11 protein-coding genes and 4 pseudogenes are annotated in these 16,646 nt (G+C 58.2%); 5 read left to right on the plus strand and 10 right to left on the minus strand.

Features of this window, described 5'->3' with window-relative positions:
• Window positions 1-358: 358 nt before the first annotated feature.
• The 4 genes from CWO91_RS29210 to CWO91_RS29225 are packed head-to-tail and all read right to left on the minus strand — an operon-like array spanning window position 359 to window position 5,456.
• Window positions 359-988, minus strand: a complete 630-nt coding sequence (locus CWO91_RS29210; protein ID WP_349643599.1) for a sarcosine oxidase subunit gamma — start codon at window positions 986-988, stop codon at window positions 359-361.
• The gene (locus tag CWO91_RS29215) at window positions 975-3,899 is read right to left on the minus strand and encodes a sarcosine oxidase subunit alpha family protein (RefSeq protein WP_130218513.1); all 2,925 of its coding nucleotides are present in this window, start codon (window positions 3,897-3,899) and stop codon (window positions 975-977) included. Before CWO91_RS29215 ends, CWO91_RS29210 begins: the two co-directional genes overlap by 14 nt.
• Window positions 3,896-4,171 carry a sarcosine oxidase subunit delta gene (locus CWO91_RS29220; RefSeq protein ID WP_130218515.1) on the minus strand — a complete coding sequence of 92 codons (276 nt, stop codon included), beginning with the start codon at window positions 4,169-4,171 and terminating at the stop codon, window positions 3,896-3,898. The genes CWO91_RS29215 and CWO91_RS29220 overlap by 4 nt, the downstream gene beginning before the upstream one ends.
• Before the next feature lie 7 nt (window positions 4,172-4,178).
• The gene (locus CWO91_RS29225; RefSeq protein WP_130218543.1) at window positions 4,179-5,456 is read right to left on the minus strand and encodes a sarcosine oxidase subunit beta family protein; all 1,278 of its coding nucleotides are present in this window, start codon (window positions 5,454-5,456) and stop codon (window positions 4,179-4,181) included.
• Window positions 5,457-6,631: 1,175 nt separating this feature from the next.
• On the opposite strand from CWO91_RS29225, the gene CWO91_RS29230 reads away from it, so the two are divergent.
• From CWO91_RS29230 to tnpB, 3 genes are all read left to right on the plus strand, one after another.
• Complete coding sequence (locus tag CWO91_RS29230) at window positions 6,632-6,979, plus strand: hypothetical protein (protein ID WP_130218517.1); 348 nt, start codon at window positions 6,632-6,634, stop codon at window positions 6,977-6,979.
• A 366-nt stretch (window positions 6,980-7,345) separates the two neighbouring features.
• Entirely contained in the window at window positions 7,346-7,621 is a 276-nt protein-coding gene (locus tag CWO91_RS45110; protein ID WP_130218519.1) for a transposase, read from the plus strand.
• A 106-nt stretch (window positions 7,622-7,727) separates the two neighbouring features.
• Window positions 7,728-8,033, plus strand: coding sequence for an IS66 family insertion sequence element accessory protein TnpB (gene tnpB / locus CWO91_RS45545; RefSeq protein WP_130218521.1), 306 nt, complete (start codon window positions 7,728-7,730; stop codon window positions 8,031-8,033).
• Here tnpB and CWO91_RS45550 read toward each other — a convergent pair.
• Window positions 7,978-8,325, minus strand: a pseudogene (locus tag CWO91_RS45550) (IS110 family transposase); the annotation flags it as partial. The gene tnpB and the pseudogene CWO91_RS45550 sit on opposite strands and share 56 nt — an antisense overlap.
• Before the next feature lie 159 nt (window positions 8,326-8,484).
• Between CWO91_RS45550 and tnpC the strand changes: the two are divergent.
• A pseudogene (tnpC, locus tag CWO91_RS29245) lies at window positions 8,485-9,831 on the plus strand (IS66 family transposase); the annotation flags it as partial.
• 224 nt (window positions 9,832-10,055) lie between these two features.
• On the opposite strand, the gene CWO91_RS29255 reads toward tnpC, so the two are convergent.
• On the minus strand, window positions 10,056-10,865 hold the full coding sequence (locus CWO91_RS29255; RefSeq protein ID WP_245471419.1) for an enoyl-CoA hydratase/isomerase family protein: 810 nt from the start codon (window positions 10,863-10,865) through the stop codon (window positions 10,056-10,058).
• Between the two features lie 587 nt (window positions 10,866-11,452).
• Here CWO91_RS29255 and CWO91_RS29260 point away from each other — a divergent pair.
• Window positions 11,453-12,205 (plus strand): enoyl-CoA hydratase/isomerase family protein, encoded by a 753-nt coding sequence (locus CWO91_RS29260; RefSeq protein ID WP_130218525.1) that lies wholly within the window; start codon window positions 11,453-11,455, stop codon window positions 12,203-12,205.
• Window positions 12,206-12,315: 110 nt separating this feature from the next.
• Here the strand turns inward: CWO91_RS29260 and CWO91_RS29265 are convergent.
• The 4 genes and pseudogenes from CWO91_RS29265 to ccrA form a co-directional block, all read right to left on the minus strand.
• Window positions 12,316-12,428, minus strand: a pseudogene (locus CWO91_RS29265) (IS630 family transposase); the annotation flags it as partial.
• Window positions 12,429-12,765: 337 nt separating this feature from the next.
• Window positions 12,766-13,138, minus strand: a pseudogene (locus tag CWO91_RS29270) (integrase core domain-containing protein); the annotation flags it as partial.
• A gap of 260 nt (window positions 13,139-13,398) precedes the next feature.
• On the minus strand, window positions 13,399-13,797 hold the full coding sequence (locus tag CWO91_RS29275) for a helix-turn-helix domain-containing protein (protein ID WP_165405786.1): 399 nt from the start codon (window positions 13,795-13,797) through the stop codon (window positions 13,399-13,401).
• Between the two features lie 886 nt (window positions 13,798-14,683).
• Window positions 14,684-15,967 carry a crotonyl-CoA carboxylase/reductase gene (gene ccrA, locus CWO91_RS29280; protein ID WP_245471415.1) on the minus strand — a complete coding sequence of 428 codons (1,284 nt, stop codon included), beginning with the start codon at window positions 15,965-15,967 and terminating at the stop codon, window positions 14,684-14,686.
• Between the last annotated feature and the right edge of the window lie 679 nt (window positions 15,968-16,646).

A 16,646-nucleotide genomic window follows, 5' to 3' on the forward strand; every position in this document is an offset into this window, starting at 1 on the left:
TCCTGCGCGCTTCTGTGCCATCTTATTCAGATAGACTAGTTTAAATGAACTTGCGCTGGTCGCCGTCTCTGCGCACCAAGCCGTCCAGCTTCCTTGCGGGTTGCTTGGTCAGTCGCCGGATGCCACTATGATCCCCTTCGTGAGATCCGCTGGCCGGTCCCTGAATTGAATCGGTTTACGGCAACCTTTGCCGTCTCGCGCACTTAGCCGTTGCCCTCCGACGCCTTACCTTCACAATAGAATGCACGACCGTACGGTCGACCTGAAAGCGATCTCAATAAAACGATGATGCTTCAGCAACAGCGGTTATTAGCGGTATTGTCCGAACGAGTGGAACGAGCACGAGCGAGTCACCCGCTCATGGAGGAGCAAGCCTCGGTGCCACTGCATTTGCGGGCATGAAACGCGAACCGAAGCCACGTGAAGCTTCCTTCAGTTCATCGAGCAGCCACTTCGCGGAAGTGGAGGCGACGATCAGATCGAAAGACGGCGTCGAATCGGCCTGCAGCACCACGCAGGGGACATGAGAGACCAGCGTCATTGCGCAACAATCGACACCAAAGCATCGTGGATGGAAGTCGAGTCGGCAGCATCGGGCCAGAACCTCCCGGGCGCGGAGCCCGGACACATGCAGGATGCATTTGCCATGGCTTTGGTCGACCACGGCAGCGATCCCGACGAGCGCCGACTTCAGCTCGGCCGAAAGAGCAGTGCTGTCCTCAGCCGGCGCCAAAAGCAACCATCCAAGTGGCTGAATCCAAATTAGCGTATGAGTTCCATCATTGACTGAATAATTTGGCTGCGGCAGGTTTAGGTGAAGCCTTCGCCCGACTAAGCTGGCAAGCGCTGGCTGTCGGCCCCGTCGCGATGTCAGCTGCACCACCGTTGCTGGGCGCTCCGTTATAGTAATGATGTCCGCAGTACTCAGTCTATCATGAGCTAGCCTCGTCTGTCCGGCGAGACGAGAATTACGGTCAGCTGCGGACACGGATATTCTCGGGATCAACGTGATGGGGAGCGGAGACAAATACCTCGATTTCTTCGTCGTGCAGAGGGGAAACTGCGCAGACGGTGTTAGCTCTCATCTGGTCGCCACATTCAAGCATGGCCAGACCTATCCACTGGCCAAGCTCAATAGACTGAGTGACACTCGTAACCCAGCCCAGGCTCCTCCGCGAGCCAGAATTCGAGACGAGATGAGCTCCGCCGCGCAGGCGCTGACCGCGTTCGACGGGTCGGATCCCAACCAGCCGCGGCCTGCCAGGATCGGTGAGCGCCGGGCGAGCGCTTAGCACGCGCCCGACGAAATCGCCCTTCTTCTTCATCATGCGGTCTAAACCGAGATCGGCGACCGTCGTCTGGCCGTTCAATTCAGGGCCCGCGATATGGCCCTTCTCAATCCGCATCAGGTTCATTGCCTCTAAGCCGTAAGGAGCGATGCCAAACTCGTGCCCGGCAGCTAATATTGCTCGCCAAACCATCTCGCTATGGCCCGACGGCACTGCGATTTCATACGCGAGTTCGCCCGAAAAGCTGATCCGAAAAAGCCGGACTGGTACACCCGCCAGCTGGCCCTCGCCGACCGACAGGAATGGAAAAGCTTCGTTCGAAAGATCGAGCCCCTCGATTACCTTGACCAGGGTCGCCCGGCTGCGGGGACCGGCTACCGCGATTTGCGCCCACTGATCGCTGACGGAACAGAGCTGCACATCGAGCTCCTGCCAGACGGCCTGAGCGTGGAACTCCATGTGTTCTAGCACGGGCGCCGCGTTGGCCGTGGTTGTGGTGACCAGGAAGTGATCTTCGTGAAGTCTTGATATCGTGCCATCGTCAAAGGCCATACCATCCTCGCGCAGCATCACGCCATAACGGCATTTCCTGACGGCTAGTGTCGAGAAGGAATTGATGTAGAGCCTGTCCAGGAACGCGGCGGCGTCTGGGCCCTGCAGGTCGATTTTGCCGAGCGTGGATACGTCACAGATGCCAACACTTTGGCGCACCGCGCGTGCCTCGCGCAGGACCGGTGCCCAACCGGCCTCGCCAAGTTTGGGGTAATAGAATGGCCGCAGCCATTCTCCAGTCGGCTGCATTACTGCACTGTTATGCAGGTGCCAGTTATGCAGCGCTGTGCGACGGCTCGGCTGAAACCGTTGGCCTGTCGCGCCTCCGGCAAGCGCACCGATCGCAACCGGCTCGGTGTAAGGCCGTAAAGTTGACAATCCGACTTTCTTTATCGCCTCGCCGCGCGCGTCCGCGAGGATCGCAGCGCCTACAAGGCCGCCTAGCTTGCCCTGATCGGTCGCCATGTTGTGCGTTGTGTAGCGCTTCATGTGTTCAATGTGGCTGAAGCCTTCACGGTGGGCGAGGCGAATATCGTCTGCTGTCACATCATGTTGCAGGTCGACGAAGGATTTGCCCGAATGCCTGACTTCCCATAGCGGCTCGACCGGTGCACTGGGCCCTTCCAGGGCAGGTAATGGGAAATCAATGTCGCTGCCACCGAAGCCCGAGATATTGGCCGCCGCCCGGCCAGCGGCTAGGCCGTCGCGGGCCGCCTCGCCGATTCCTACCGTCCCCCGCGCCGCGCCAGCCGAATGCTCGGCCTGCACCGGCGCGCCCGGCACGAAGCTCGCAAGCTCCGCATTCCAGCTCAGCCTAGCGCCGGACTGGCTCGCAAGATGTACATTCGGGTTCCAGCCACCGGAGATACAGAGCAGATCTGCCGCGATAGTGTCCACGCCACAGCCACTCCGCTTCCGGAGCGTGACGCCGCCTTTACAAAAGGCGCTTACCTCGATTCCAAAGCGGAAGTCGATACGCGGCGCTTGCAGTCCCCTGCCCAATCTGTTTACACGCCGGAAATCGGCTAGCACGACTCGATCGAAGCCCGCCTCGGCAAGCGCAAGCGCTGTCGCGTAGGCGCTGTCGTTGTTCGTGAACACGACGGCCCGGTTTCCTGGGGCGACACCGAAGCGGCGGACATAGGTCAACGCCGCACCTGCCATCATCACGCCGGGTCGATCGTTGCCAGGAAATGCAATCAAACGCTCGCTCGCGCCGGTCGCTAGCACGACCTGCCTCGCACGAAAGGTGCGGTACCGTTGCCGGACGTGGTGCGGTCGCGGCTCGGCAAGATGATCGCCGACCTGCTCCAAACCGCCTAGCAGGTTGTGATCATAATACCCGAAAATATTGGTGCGCGGCAGGATCTGCACGTTTGGCATTGCCTCAAGCGCCTCGATCATTTTCTTGCGCCAGACCTCCTGGGCCGGATCGAGCAGCAGGCCGCCGCCAAGCAGGAAATCACGTTCGCACAGAATCACACGGGCACCGGCCTCGCCAGCGACGCGAGCGCCTGCGAGCCCCGCCGCCCCGGAGCCGACGACGAGCACGTCGCAATGTACATGCACAGCTTCATAGCGGTCGGGATCCGGCAGCACGGTGGCACGTCCGAGACCAGCGGCCCGACGGATCAGCGGCTCGTACAGCTTTTCCCAGAACGAAGCCGGCCACATGAACGTCTTGTAATAGAACCCTGCCGAAATCATGTTCGCTGCAAGAGCGTTGACGGCCATCAGATCGACTTTCAGGGAAGGCCAGCGGTTCTGGCTCCTCGCCCGTAGCCCCTCATAAAGCTCGACCTCCGTCATCTTGGTGTTGGGCTCGGTACGGCTACCCTCGCGCAGCTCCACCAGCCCGCTCGGCTCGTCGGGTCCCGCCGTCATGATCCCGCGGGGGCGGTGGTACTTGAAGCTGCGGCCGACCATTCGGATGCCGCAGGCGATTAGCGCTGAGGCCAGCGTATCGCCAGGATGACCGAAGAAGCGCCGACCGTCGAATTGGAACGTCAGGCGTTTGCTGCGATCGATATGCCCGCCCTGTAGCAGACGATGGCTCATGTGGAGACCTGCTGTATGTCCTCGGCTGCCCCGACGCTCGCCCGAATTTCATGCGTGAGAGTGTTGCGTTCTACCTTCATCCATTGCCGACAGCCCGCGTAATGGTGCCACCACTCAACGTGCCAAGCACGTGGATTGGCCCGGGTGTAAACGAAATCGTAGAAGGCCTGCTGACCGGCATCAGGCGCCGGGCGCGTCACAGTCGCGTCGCCCCGATAATGAAATTCATCTTGGGGACGCGCGCCACAGTATGGACAAGGGATAAGGAGCATCGTCGTCCTACTGCGCCCAAGGATTGGGGCCAGCCCCGCGCTCGTCGAGCATTCGGCCCTCGCGGAAACGATCAATCGTCAGGTCGGCATTGAAAGGATGAGGCTCATCCTTGGCAATCGTGTAAGCAAAGCACCAGCCGGAGCCGGGTGTCGCCTTGAAGCCGCCGTAACACCAGCCACCATTCAGGTAGAGCCCATCGATACATGTCCGACAAATAAAGGGCGAGCCGTCCATGGTCATGTCCATGATGCCTGCCCATTGCCGCAACACGCGCAGACGGCTCAAAGCTGGAATCATGGAAACGACGGCGCTCATCAAATGCTCAACTAACGGCAAGTTCCCGCGTTGCGAATAGGAGTTGTAGCCGTCGAGATCGCCACCGAACACTAAGCCGCCCTTGTCGGACTGACTGATGTAGAAATGGCCTGCGCCGAAACTGATGACGCAGTTGATCAGTGGCTTGATTGCCTCCGAGACAAAGCCCTGGAGGAGATGCGTCTCGACGGGCAAGTGCAGTCCAGCCATGCCGGCGACGCAAGAGGTGTTGCCAGCCACCGCGATGCCGACCTTGAGGGCTCCAATGAAACCGCGCGAGGTCTCAACACCGACGACTCGGCCGCCATCGCGGCGGATTGCAGTCACTTCACAATGCTCAAGGATATCGACGCCGCGCCGGTCAGCCGCGCGGGCGAACGCCCAGATGACGGCATCGTGCCGCGCCGTTCCACCACGCGGCTGAAGCAGGCCGCCGAAGACCGGGAACATCGGGTTGTCCATTTCCACAAAGGGCACCATGGCGTGCGCGCCCTCCCGGTCAAGGAGCACGGCGTCGACGCCTTGCATCCGCATCGAGTTACCGCGACGTACAGCGTCGTCGTGCTGCGTGTCCGAATGAAACAGGCTCAGTTGACCGCGCTGGCTCATCATTACGTTGTAGTTCAGATCCCGTTCCAGGCCCTCCCACAGCTTCAGGGAGCACTCGTAAAAGCTGGTGTTGCTGGGCAGCAGGTAATTCGAGCGGACGATGCAGGTGTTGCGCCCGCCGTTGCCAAGCCCGATTGGCCCCTTCTCCACCACGGCGACATTGTTGATTCCGTGCACGCTGGCAAGGTAGTATGCCGTCGCCAGGCCGTGGCCGCCGCCGCCGATAATGACTACGTCGTAGCGAGCTTTCGGCTCGGGCTTGCGCCACACTTGTTTCCAACCTCTATTGCCCCTAATGGCCTCCTTGAGAAGGTGCCAGGCGGAATACCTGTCACAGATCGCTTCAGATTGCGCTGGCATGGTCATCGTCCATTTCGTGAAAGGGCCGGAGAATTGCTGCCGCCGGATTGCCAAGCTGCGAGCGCCCGAAGTTTGAGGTGTCCGCAAACTGTCTTGGCATACTGCTGCGCTCCAGTACGTGGCTCAGGGACGTGCAATTGGGTGAACCGCGAGAACCGCGGTCGGCTGACGCATCGGCCGAGTCGTCAATGACTCATCAGCGCCGCAGAGGCGGGACAGTGATCTATACTTAGATTGAGAAACTAACTCGCGCGCACCAGTGTTCTGACCATTTCTGCAGCACCGATCATTTACACGAGATCCCATTTAGCACCAGCAGACGCGTCCGCGACCGCTCCATCCTGAAATACTTAGCACCGTGACGCGCCCTATGAGTGAGCAGAGGCTAACTTGATATTGTTGACTGTATAATGACCTGTCTCCAATGAACCCAGCGAGGTACGCATGCATACCAAGCTTCAAGCAACACATTGAACTAGGCGTAAGATCCGCGCACCTACCAGCACTGACAGTTTGCTCGATCGGCCGTAAACGTGATTGCGACCGGTGGACCAATCTCCATGCTATTTCCTATCCACGACCGTTGAACCGCTGACGTAATCGGCTCGCAAGAGGATAATCCAATCGCTGATCAAGTATGGATCGCCGTGACGATCAACTGACGTAGTGATGTAAGATGTTTCTGGAATGGCGGAGCGCCAAGACTTGATTGTAGGGCGCTCAGCGACGGCAAGCGCAACGGGCTGAATAAAAGAGCAGTGACAGGCGCCCTTCCCCACCTGTTGATCTTAAGAGAGATGATTGAGGAATGTGCAACACGACAGCAGTCCGCACAGCCTTTCAGAATCGGTAGGTGGCGCTGGCGTCGATTTGGTTGCATTCTTCACTAGGGGTACAGTTGAGCAGCTCAACGACAGGCCGTAATTTTGGGTGCCGAAGACTGCGAAATGGGGCTGAGATCGAGCGAAGACCACATGCCAGTGACGTTACTAATAGGCGCAGCACATCGCCTTCATGAGTTGCAAGTCATCAAAAGAATAGGGATTCATGTTATTGCAGCTGAATTCGAACGTACTCTATCTTTGGCCGTCGAATGTCAGCCAGTCCTCATCGTCATTGCGTCCCCCCCAATCGGAAAAGTATTAAAGGCCTGTCGATGCCTTCTTCGGAATCCCATGACGAAAAATATTCCAATCTCCCTAATTTCCTTGGACTGCGGCGTGATGGACGATACTCGCTTTGAATTTCTCGACCATTCTAGGCAAAAAACGGGTGGCGAGTTGCGAAATCGGCAAATCCCGCCAGCAAGCAAGCTAGCGGCGGAAAGCCATCGGCATGTTTTCGATTTCAAGCGGCAAAAGCAGCTCCGGAGTATTCTCAACCTGCTTCGCTATGCCGAGACTGAGATAGCAGAACTGAATCTTGATACATCAGCCATCCTCTTGGAAGCGATTGTCGTTGACCTCGCTCGTAACTTGGAATTCCGTCCGCGCGGGTGCAGCACTCCGGAGCCGACGGCCTAGCTAAATGGGAGAAGTGCCGCTCCGTCGAAAGCGCGTCGCGAAGAACTGAGACGCGGTTCTTGCCCATCAACAGGATTGGGCAACTCTCGTCCGGTACAGACATTCGCCCTGTCGCAGGCGTCATGAACTTCGACGTGCCGTATCCTTTTGAAAAGGCCTGCGATTATTGGAAGCGTAGCCTACCCGCGATCGGCTTTTCTAGCAGGTATCGTTTACGAACACGGTTCGCCTCTTCAATTAGCCGCGCCATCAATAAAGAAGGGTCTGAGCGCCTGCACAGTATCTCTCCGGCAAGGGCTGCTTTGTGTAGTTTGCGAGGCGGGCTGAGGATTTGACCTTAAGTCTAGCTTTAAGGTCACGAGGGGAATGCAGATCAATGTGTTGGGCGCCGAGCGTCGGCGGCGATGGAGTTACGGCGAGAAGGTGCGCCTTGTCGAAGTGACCTTGCGGCCCGGCGAGACGGTCTGCGGGGTGGCACGCCGGCACGGAGTGGCTCATAACCTGCTGTTCATCTGGCGTCGACAAGCGCGCCAGCGCGACCGGGCGGTACCAGCTCTCGTTCCCGTCGAGATCACACCAGTGGCGGCTCCGATCTCGAGCGACGCGCCACAACCAGCTCTGCACCACTTGCGCAGTGTGTAAGGGGTGGAATCATCGAGATTGAGCTTGGCGGCGGCTGTCGTGTTCGCGTCGACCGTGACTTGCACATTGAGGCGCGGCAGCAGGTTCTCCATCTCTTGCGACGACGATGATTGCGATTCCGATCGGCGTCAGGCTCAGCATCGGGACCGGCCACACCGATATGCGCCGCGGCATGCTGCCTGGCTCTTACGGTTCAGGAGAGCCTGAAGCGCGATCCCCATACCGACGATCTCTACATCTTCCGGGGCCGCAGCGGCCATCTGTCAAGATTCTTTGGCATGATGGGTTGGGCATGTCGCTCTATGCCGAGCGCCTGGACCGAGGGAAGTTCATCTCGTATGACCTTGTCACTCGCGCCGTACCAGGTCCCGTAGTGCTTCATGAAGCGCGTCCGGTGCGCAGACATCGGTGAGCTCACCGGCCCGATGCAGACGAGCCAAAACGATAGCGTCGCGCCGGCCGTTCTTGATCCGCTCGCCCGACTTTCTTGGCGTCAGCGACGGGATGCACACTCTGCAGATCATCCCCATTGCCGAGAGCCGACGCTGAACGTTGTAGCCGCATCATCCAGCCTCGTAGACGAACTCGACGACACCATGTCGAGCGCCAGACTCCGAGCGAGTTTGCCGATTGCCGTCGAATCGTTCTTGATCGTGCGGACATACCGAACCCGCTCGTCCAGCGTCAGCTACCGCGACAGAAATTGTCTCCTTGTACGTCCAACGAAGGCATAAATCCCTTGCATAGCATTCTTCTTCCTCGCCGGGTCCAGACCCCCGGACGGCCAGGATGCGATCCCGGGCGGGAAAGGCCATGTCATCTGGCTTCGGCGTTGGACGGCGCGGTATTTGCGCAGATGGCCGACGACGGTGCGGGGATTCACCGGCGAGCGCTGCGAACGCGAGAAGTTCGCTGGGCATTTGCCGCGCGAACGAGTGGTGATCGAGCCACCGACAGCTTGCGAGTGCTGTGGCGGCAATCGTCTGCGCAAGCTCGGCGAGGACGTGACGAAGACACTGGAATTGGTACCGCGCCAGTGGAAGGCGATTGAGACGGTGCGGGAGAAGTTCTCCTGCCCGCGACTGCGAGGAGATCAGCCAGGCCACGGCGCCATTTCATGCCGTCGCACGGGGATGGGCAGGCCCAAGCCTGTTCGCCATGATCATGTTCGAGAAGTTGGCCAACATCAGCCTTTAAATCGCCAGGCTGAGCGCTGCGCCCTGGAAGGCGTACCGATCGCGATCCCCACCATGGCGGACGCCGTACAGTGCGTCGCCGGAGCCTCTGCTGCGCCTGCATGCCGTTGATAGGACCGTGCCGGTGCTCGCCAAGGGCAAGACCGATACGGCACGGTGCTGGATCTACGCCCGGGACGATCGGCCGTTTGGCGGCGCCGGGCCGCCGGCGGCGATGCTCTACTACTCCCGCGACCGTAGGGGCGAGCATCCCCAGGCGCATCTGGCGGGGTATGCCGGCATCCTGCAGGCCGACGCCTATGACGGGTATAACCAGCTTTATCTGGCGGGACGCCACCCTGGACCGATCCGGGAAGCGGCGTGTTGGATCCATGCGCGGCGCCCATTCTTCGCCATGGCCGATATCGAAGAGAATGCGCGTCGCAAGGCCACCGGCAAGAAGGAGATCCCGCTCTCGCCCATCGCGGTCGAGCTCGTGCGGCGGATCGATGCGCTGTTCGAGATCGAGCGCTCCATCAATGGCAAGAGCGCCGAGAACGCCCATGGGTGCGGCCGGCGCTGAGCGGGGTCGACGATCTTCATGCAGGAGCACCTCGCCAAGCTCTCCCGTGGACACGACTGGGCCAAGGCGGTCAACTACATCCTGAAACGGTCGCCTAGTTTTACGCCGTTTCTTGAGGACGGACGGTTGTGGCCTCCCAACAACGTCGCCGAGAGAGGCCTAAGAGGCAGAGCTCTTGGACGAAAATCTTGGCTGTTCTGCGGATCTGATCGCGGCGGACGGCGCGCGGCTTCCATGTATATCATCACGGCAAAAATAAATGGCGTCGATCCACAGGCCTGGCTCACGAACGACCTTGCCGCATCGCCGCCCACCCAGTTCACCGGCTGGACGAGCTTCGTCCCCGGAATTGGACGTCGGCACCAGCGTTCTCCGCGCAAGCGCGCATGACTACGCACGTCAACAGGTTCATCACGTCACCACCATCACCCAGGTTGCAAGGACCTCGGTAAAGACGATGACCTTGCTGCGCGACATTGCCATCGAAATGGAGATCGAGGACCGTAATGATCTGCTTCTATGGGGTCGGAGAACACGGGGTTCGGGCCTTCACCTACCTCGGTATCGAAAACCTGATCGAGCTCGTCTGGATGCACAAAGAAAATCCGACTTGGCTCAAGCCCTGGCCGCCCGAATAATCCTGCGGCCTACGGCCGGATGCGTACCCTGCACACGGTTACCGTTTCAGAACTCGTGCAAAATGGGCCTGGGCGGAGTTGCTAAGGAACCCCTCTGCATGACTCTCCTTAGCGACAGACGCGACCTCGTTTAGCCCTCCAATGAAGGAACGATTCAGGGACTCCTTCGTTCGCCTATAAGCAACTTCGGGATAGGCGCCAAGGATAGCAGCACGCGAAACAGCCCGTTCAACGATATCCTCCGGCTCGGCAATCTCATTGAAAAACTTGCGTTCTGTGCCCCAGTCCACCGGCATAACCTCGCAGCCGTAGATGATGTCTGACATGGCCGCGCGTCCAAGCGACTTCTCGATCATGTATGCGGCGATTGGGCAAGCCAGACCATGCTTGAGCTCCCAGCCGATAACTTTCGTTGCTTCTGTCCCCACTCGCCAATCGCAACAAAGCGCCATCTCGAACCCCGCGCCTATGGCATATCCATCTATTCCTGCGACAGTTGGTTTTGCTACGCTTAGAATCGCGACATAAAGCGCTATGATACGGTCTATGAACTCCTCGACATCGGCAAGGGTTTTAAGTTCGCTTGCCTCACTTAGATCATCACCAGCGCAGAAGGAGCGGTGCACTCCCCCTGTAAAAACGATCGCCTTCACCGCCGCGTCGTCCTGGGCGGAGAGACAAGTCTCCTTTATGCTTTGTTCTAGCTCCCGGTTAAGCGGATTAACGGCCTTTTCGCGATTGAGTTGCGCGACCAGAACGCCGCCGCTTGTGCAAGTGTTAAGTACTGCCATGCGCATCTCCCGTGAGTAGGCAATCGTCGTTTCGACTGCGAACGACTTTATGAGCACGATCAAGATCAACTCCAAATTGGCTCTAAACCCGCACTGTCGCACGCTCGAACGCATCCATTGTCCTCTATTTCCGGGCCCAAAACAAGGATGAAATTCTAATAATAGGTGTTATGCTGTTCGCAGGATACGTGTATTGCGCCCTCCTGATTTGCCGCAGAAGCCGCTTTTTTCGAAGGATCCGAGGGAAGCCTCCTTCCTTGCGGACTGCCATGGCCTAAAAAGGTTCGTTGCAAACCTTTCGACAGAATTTCGAACCACCCATGAGCCGACTTTCGGTCGGTGATGAGGACATCGAGAATTGCACGCCGCACGAACCCCATTGTAGGGACCATTCGGTGGTCCAACGAAGATCCAAAAGTTCGACATCGTCATTTCGTGATGCCTAGGGCCTCGAATATTGACATTCCCGAACCGACCATGATGAGACCTACGCAAAACAAAGCGGCGCGGCCGTTTCATGCGACAATTCTCATAATGAGTGTTCATTCGATTGACTAATTCTCTAAATAGTTGTACATCGCTATAGTCCCGGCATCGGAGCGGGACGTGTGACGTCGCAGATCGAGCGCAGAATTGGAGCAGTCATGGCAGTTCTCGAAACAGAATCTCTAGGCGCAGTTCTCGTCGCCCGGTTCAATCATGCGAACGCTCATAACCCGATGAGTCTGGAACTCGAGAACGCCGTTCGCTCCATATGCAGAGAGACAGAAGAGAATCCTGCTATACGGGCCTTAGTGTTGACAGGAGGAAATGATCGGTCGTTTTGCACCGGTGGTGACTTTAACGAGGTGGCTCAACTTTCCGGACGCGCAGCGGTGGAGAAGCATATCGGCAGGTTAATTGACTTCTACTGTACGATACTCAATGTGACGAAGCCGACGGTTGCTGCAGTCGGCGGGTACGCCGTTGGCCTCGGCTTTCAGGTCGCTCTATGTTGTGATTGGCGCGTCGGATCTCCCGAAACCAAGCTCCTCATGTGGGAAGTCAAGTACGGGATTGCGTGTACAATCGGAGGCTACATGCTTGAGAGCTTCGTCGGGCGCGCCGCGATGTCTGATATTATTTATGGGTGCGAGGCTGTTCCGGTTTCATGGGCGGTGGACCATAAATTGCTCCACGAAGTAGTTGATTCAGGAAATGTTGTAGAAGCGGCCATCGCGCGAGCTCAGGTTCTCAGTGAATTTCCGGATATCACTTTTCGGCGAACCAAGGAGACGGTGAATCAGCGCTTTGTCGCAGGTCTGCGGGATATCGCGACGGACGCGAAGGAAGCACATGTTGCTGGATTTGCGAGCGGGGCAGTGCAAGAACACTTTAACCGCGTGCTGGGGCACTAGGCCCTGCCCTGAACCAGAAGTTCGCGTCGTGTTGTGCCGGGGGCATTGTAACGGCAGAAGCGCTTGATCGAAGCAAGAATGTCGGTCGATGAACGAAGTGATGTCGACCCTGAGGCGAACAGTGTTGTGGTGCCATGCCTTTGTAGTCATGGCTCCTTCGGGCTAGCTGGCCGGGACGCATCGGCAGCATCGGCTGGCTGCGGTCCAGCGCCTCGATTTGGGTCCACACACAAAACAGTTGATCTTTTTTCCGCACCTCCTGTTGCGAGCCGATGTTGCTGGTGGCATGAGCGAAGATGGCCATCAGCGCGTGATGATGCAGACCTTGTCAGGATCGCCCGTCGAAGTAGTCAAGCCCGAGTCCGTCTATAAGCTGATAGCGCCTGTTCGCCGTGATAATAGCCAAAAATATGCACAGGTCTGTCGCGCCGGGCGGTTTGGCGAGATAGTTTTCCCAGATGACCCGCCACCGAACTTTCATCAAGGAGCGGTTAGAGTCTTGGAGATTTTGTAGCGAGACCGAACTTTGGACCACCCAGAACTAGAGTTTTGCGCCTCTATCACGTTGCCGGGCTGGTTGCGCCGACGTGGTTGTGCAGCCAAATCGGCGGTCGATTGCCGATCGCCCCATAGGGCCGTTCTTCGTTGTAATATCTGCGCCAAGTCTCCACTTTTTCTGGGCGTCCGCAAGGACAGCAACCAGTGGGCGCTGAGGCATTCGGCCCGGAAGCGGCCGTTGAAGGCCTCGATCAACGCGTTGTCGGTCGGCTTGCCGGGCCGTGAGAAGTCGAGTGTGACGCCCAGCTAGCAGGCCCACAGGTCAAGATCACACGACACGAACTCGCTGCCTTGATCGACGCGAATCGTTGCCGGGAATCCCACTTCCTTGCAGGCCCCCTCCAGCAACTCCACGACCCCAATACCGCGGAAGGTGAAACTGAGCGACGGGCGCATCCGTCGTCAGTCCGGCCTCGATCAGCCGGGCCGGAGCCTTCGGCCTGCAGGACGCCATCTTCGCAGGCTCGGCAGGCGTATTTGAGACGTCGGGTGACGACAAGCACTTCCCCATTCCCGAAGCATGTTCCCGATGGTCGGACCTATAAAAGTCGAGCTCACGATCACAGAAAAGCAAACCGACAAATCTCCAGGTAGTGCTAGGGCACAACGCGTGTTGGTGCTGTGTGCCACTCCACCTACCGTCTCACGCTCGATTTTGATAGTCTTAGCACTAACGAAACAATATCGGCTCGAGCATCCTCATCCTTGATCCTTATGAAAGCCGTGACAAGCTCAAGCACTTGGTTTGCCAATTTGCCTTTCCGAGCGCCGATTGCTGCTGAAATATCGGAGAGTGGCGACACCCGTCTGTGCGATTCGCGTTCGTCGAAGAAATACGAAATGGGTGTGTTCAGTACCCGGGCAATTTCGTACAGCCGACTGGCCGGCACTCTACTTGTGCCATTCTCGTGCTTCTGCAATTGCTGAAATACAATATCCAAGCGACTCGCGAGTTCCTTCTGACTTAGCCCGATTCTCTTTCGGTGGCTTCGAATGCGTTCGCCAATCTTCGCGTCAAGATTGCTGTAGGTCACGATTAGGCCCGGTCGTTAATGTTAAAAACTGCCTTAACTATAACCATTTCCTTCTACTGCATTCAACTTAGCCTAAGCCCGACCAATGATTGGCTCAGTTGGCTGCTCGCCGCTCGCCAATCACGATGGATACGGTCTCCCGGCCAGATTGTCGCGCTATAACTCCTGCGCCCTCCGAACTTCATGCATCAGGTCGCCTGAGAAATCGCCTTAGTCTAATAGCATCTTCAAGACTCTAGTCATGCCTGAGGCGGACGAGGGTACGCGAGAGTGAGACCAGATTATGAGTGTTGTCGGAGCCTTGACCTCACTTGATGCCGAAACGACTCAGCGTCCAGTTTTGGGAGCACTCGACTTTTCTCGAGAATAGATGGGGGCGCCTATGCGCGTGTGAGTATCGGCGGACGCACAAGGCACGTTTGGACAAACCAATTAGCAGGCCACCTCGACCACAAATCGATCGGAGTCGGTATCATCCGTGCGCGGAGGTCAACTAAAGAGCTAGTGGGCGAGGCCACACGGCCACAGCGGACCTGATTTTTCGCAGAGGGACTGCGCCGCAACAGCTCGAACCCTACGTGTTCCCGGTCCGATTCGTGGTGAAGCTTCGGCATTAGGAAGCAGGAGCTCGTTCTTCCTCAAGCCAGATGCATCGTCACAAATCTCTCCGGCCGCAAAACAGCCGACCATCAGGTCATCGCCGCTGCCGAGATGTGCGATTATCCCTCTACTCGCCCGAGTTCAAGCCGATTGAGCAGGTATTCCCAATTAAAGCCAAGGATGAGCATCGCTCAAGAGAAAGATGCGGTCGCGAACAACATCAGTAGATTAGCATCCACCCCTGGATTGCAGCACCGCATCGTCGGCCGTCAAGAAGAGCTGCTCGTTATGTCCCGGCCGCCGTGACCATGTCTTCGAAATTGCGCAGACCGGCGCGCGGCGCATTTACCAGCACGGCTGCGTTGCCCGGCTTATGCTGATTCTTCCACATTTTAGTGTGGGCCGAGGCGATCTCGTCCCACGAAAAGACCTCGCTCATGCAGGGGGCTATCCGACGCTCGAGCACAAGCCGGTTCGCCGTGCTGGCCTGCTTTAGATTCGCGAAGTGCGAACCCTGGATTCGTTTCTGGCGCATCCAGACATAGCGAGCATCGAACGTAATATTGAAACCCGTGGTACCCCCGCAGAAGACCACCATTCCGCCGCGCTTAACGATCAGGGTGGAGACTGGGAATGTCTGCTCACCTGGATGTTCGAACACGATATCCACATCGCGCTTTCCGGTGAAATCCCAGATAGCCTTGCCGAAGCGCCGAGCCTCCATGATCCAGGTGACATACTGAGGCGAGCTTACTGCGGGCATGGCCCCCCAGCAGTCGAAGTCGCTGCGGTTAATGACGCCTTTGGCGCCGAGAGCCATCACGTACGCGGTCTTACTGGCGTCCGACACGACACCAATTGCATTGGCGCCGGCAGCGACCGCAAGCTGAACTCCAAACACCCCCAGCCCGCCAGAGGCCCCCCACACCAGCACGTGATCGCCGGGCTTGATAATGTGCGGCGCGTGCCCGAACAGCATACGGTAGGCTGTGGCCAGGGTTAGCGTGTAGGAGGCTGCCTCCTCCCAGGTCAGGTGCTCCGGTTTTGGCAAGAGTTGTCGGGACTGCACACGGCAGAACTGGGCGAACGAGCCGTCGGGGGTCTCGTATCCCCAGATTCGCTGGGAATGCGAGAGCAGGGGCTCGCCGCCATTGCACTCTTCGTCGTCGCCGTCGTCTTGGTTGCAGTGGACGATGACCTCATCGCCGATGTTCCAATGCCGGACCTTGGCGCCTACGGCCCAGACAACACCGGCCGCATCCGAGCCGGCAATGTGGTAAGGCACATTGTGCACGTCGAACGGCGAGAGCGGCTTACCGAGCGCGGCCCAAATTCCGTTGTAGTTGAGGCCGCCTGCGGCCACGAAAACTAGTACCTGGTCTTCCGCAATGGGCCAGGTCGGAACCACTTCGACCAACATCGATGTTTCCGGTGGCCCGTGGCGGTCTCGGCGTATGGCCCACGCGTACATACGTTCCGGAACGTGTCCGATCGGCGGAATCTCCCCAATTTTGTAGAGTCCCTTCGCGCCGGATGCCGGCGCTGACAGTTCATGCGCAACGGGAAACACCGTGACCTCCTCGTGCTTTCTGCCGATACTGACCCGTCCTGCTGCCGCTTATTAGTTAGGGAGCAGCGGCCGCGTCGGTTGGGGCTCCGGGGTAAGCAAATTAAACCATTGGCTCCATCGGATCGGCAACTACCAGCTCAGATGGGTCGTACACACCGCATGGATGGGAGGACTGCCGGGCCGGTGGGCAGTCGGGTTCGTTCAGCCATTCGTCTCACCTGTGCAGTCATCCTCGCTCTCCTCTCCTGGAGTGCGCGTTCCAGACGATTGCGTTCACCAATTCCAGGCCATCGTGATCACTCATTCCAGAACGTCGCATTTCCAGCGGATCGTTATGGGGGAGAGTGAGGCGCACACCCCGACAGTCTCACACGAACACATCCTCAAATCCTGGACTTCCCAGCAGAAATTCAACCCGCTCCAACAAATGGCGCCTAGAGGCACCAGCGGTCTACGCATGATCAGCCACCGAGCGCCACGCCGGGAGTCGTAGCGCGGCGTCCGGGAGGCGATGTGCTGTCGGTACACATTTCTCCGTTATCTCACTTAAAGCGTTGAGCCCGCTGGCGGATTGCGCACTGGTCCGTGACGATGTCTTCATACAAGCACAGTTGCTTTGTGAACGTCCTTTGACCTCAACGGCTTCGTCAACACGATCATTATTCAGGCCAAGGCGTGC

The sequence above is a fragment of the Bradyrhizobium genosp. SA-3 genome (assembly GCF_004212635.1).
In the GTDB taxonomy this organism is placed as follows: domain Bacteria; phylum Pseudomonadota; class Alphaproteobacteria; order Rhizobiales; family Xanthobacteraceae; genus Bradyrhizobium.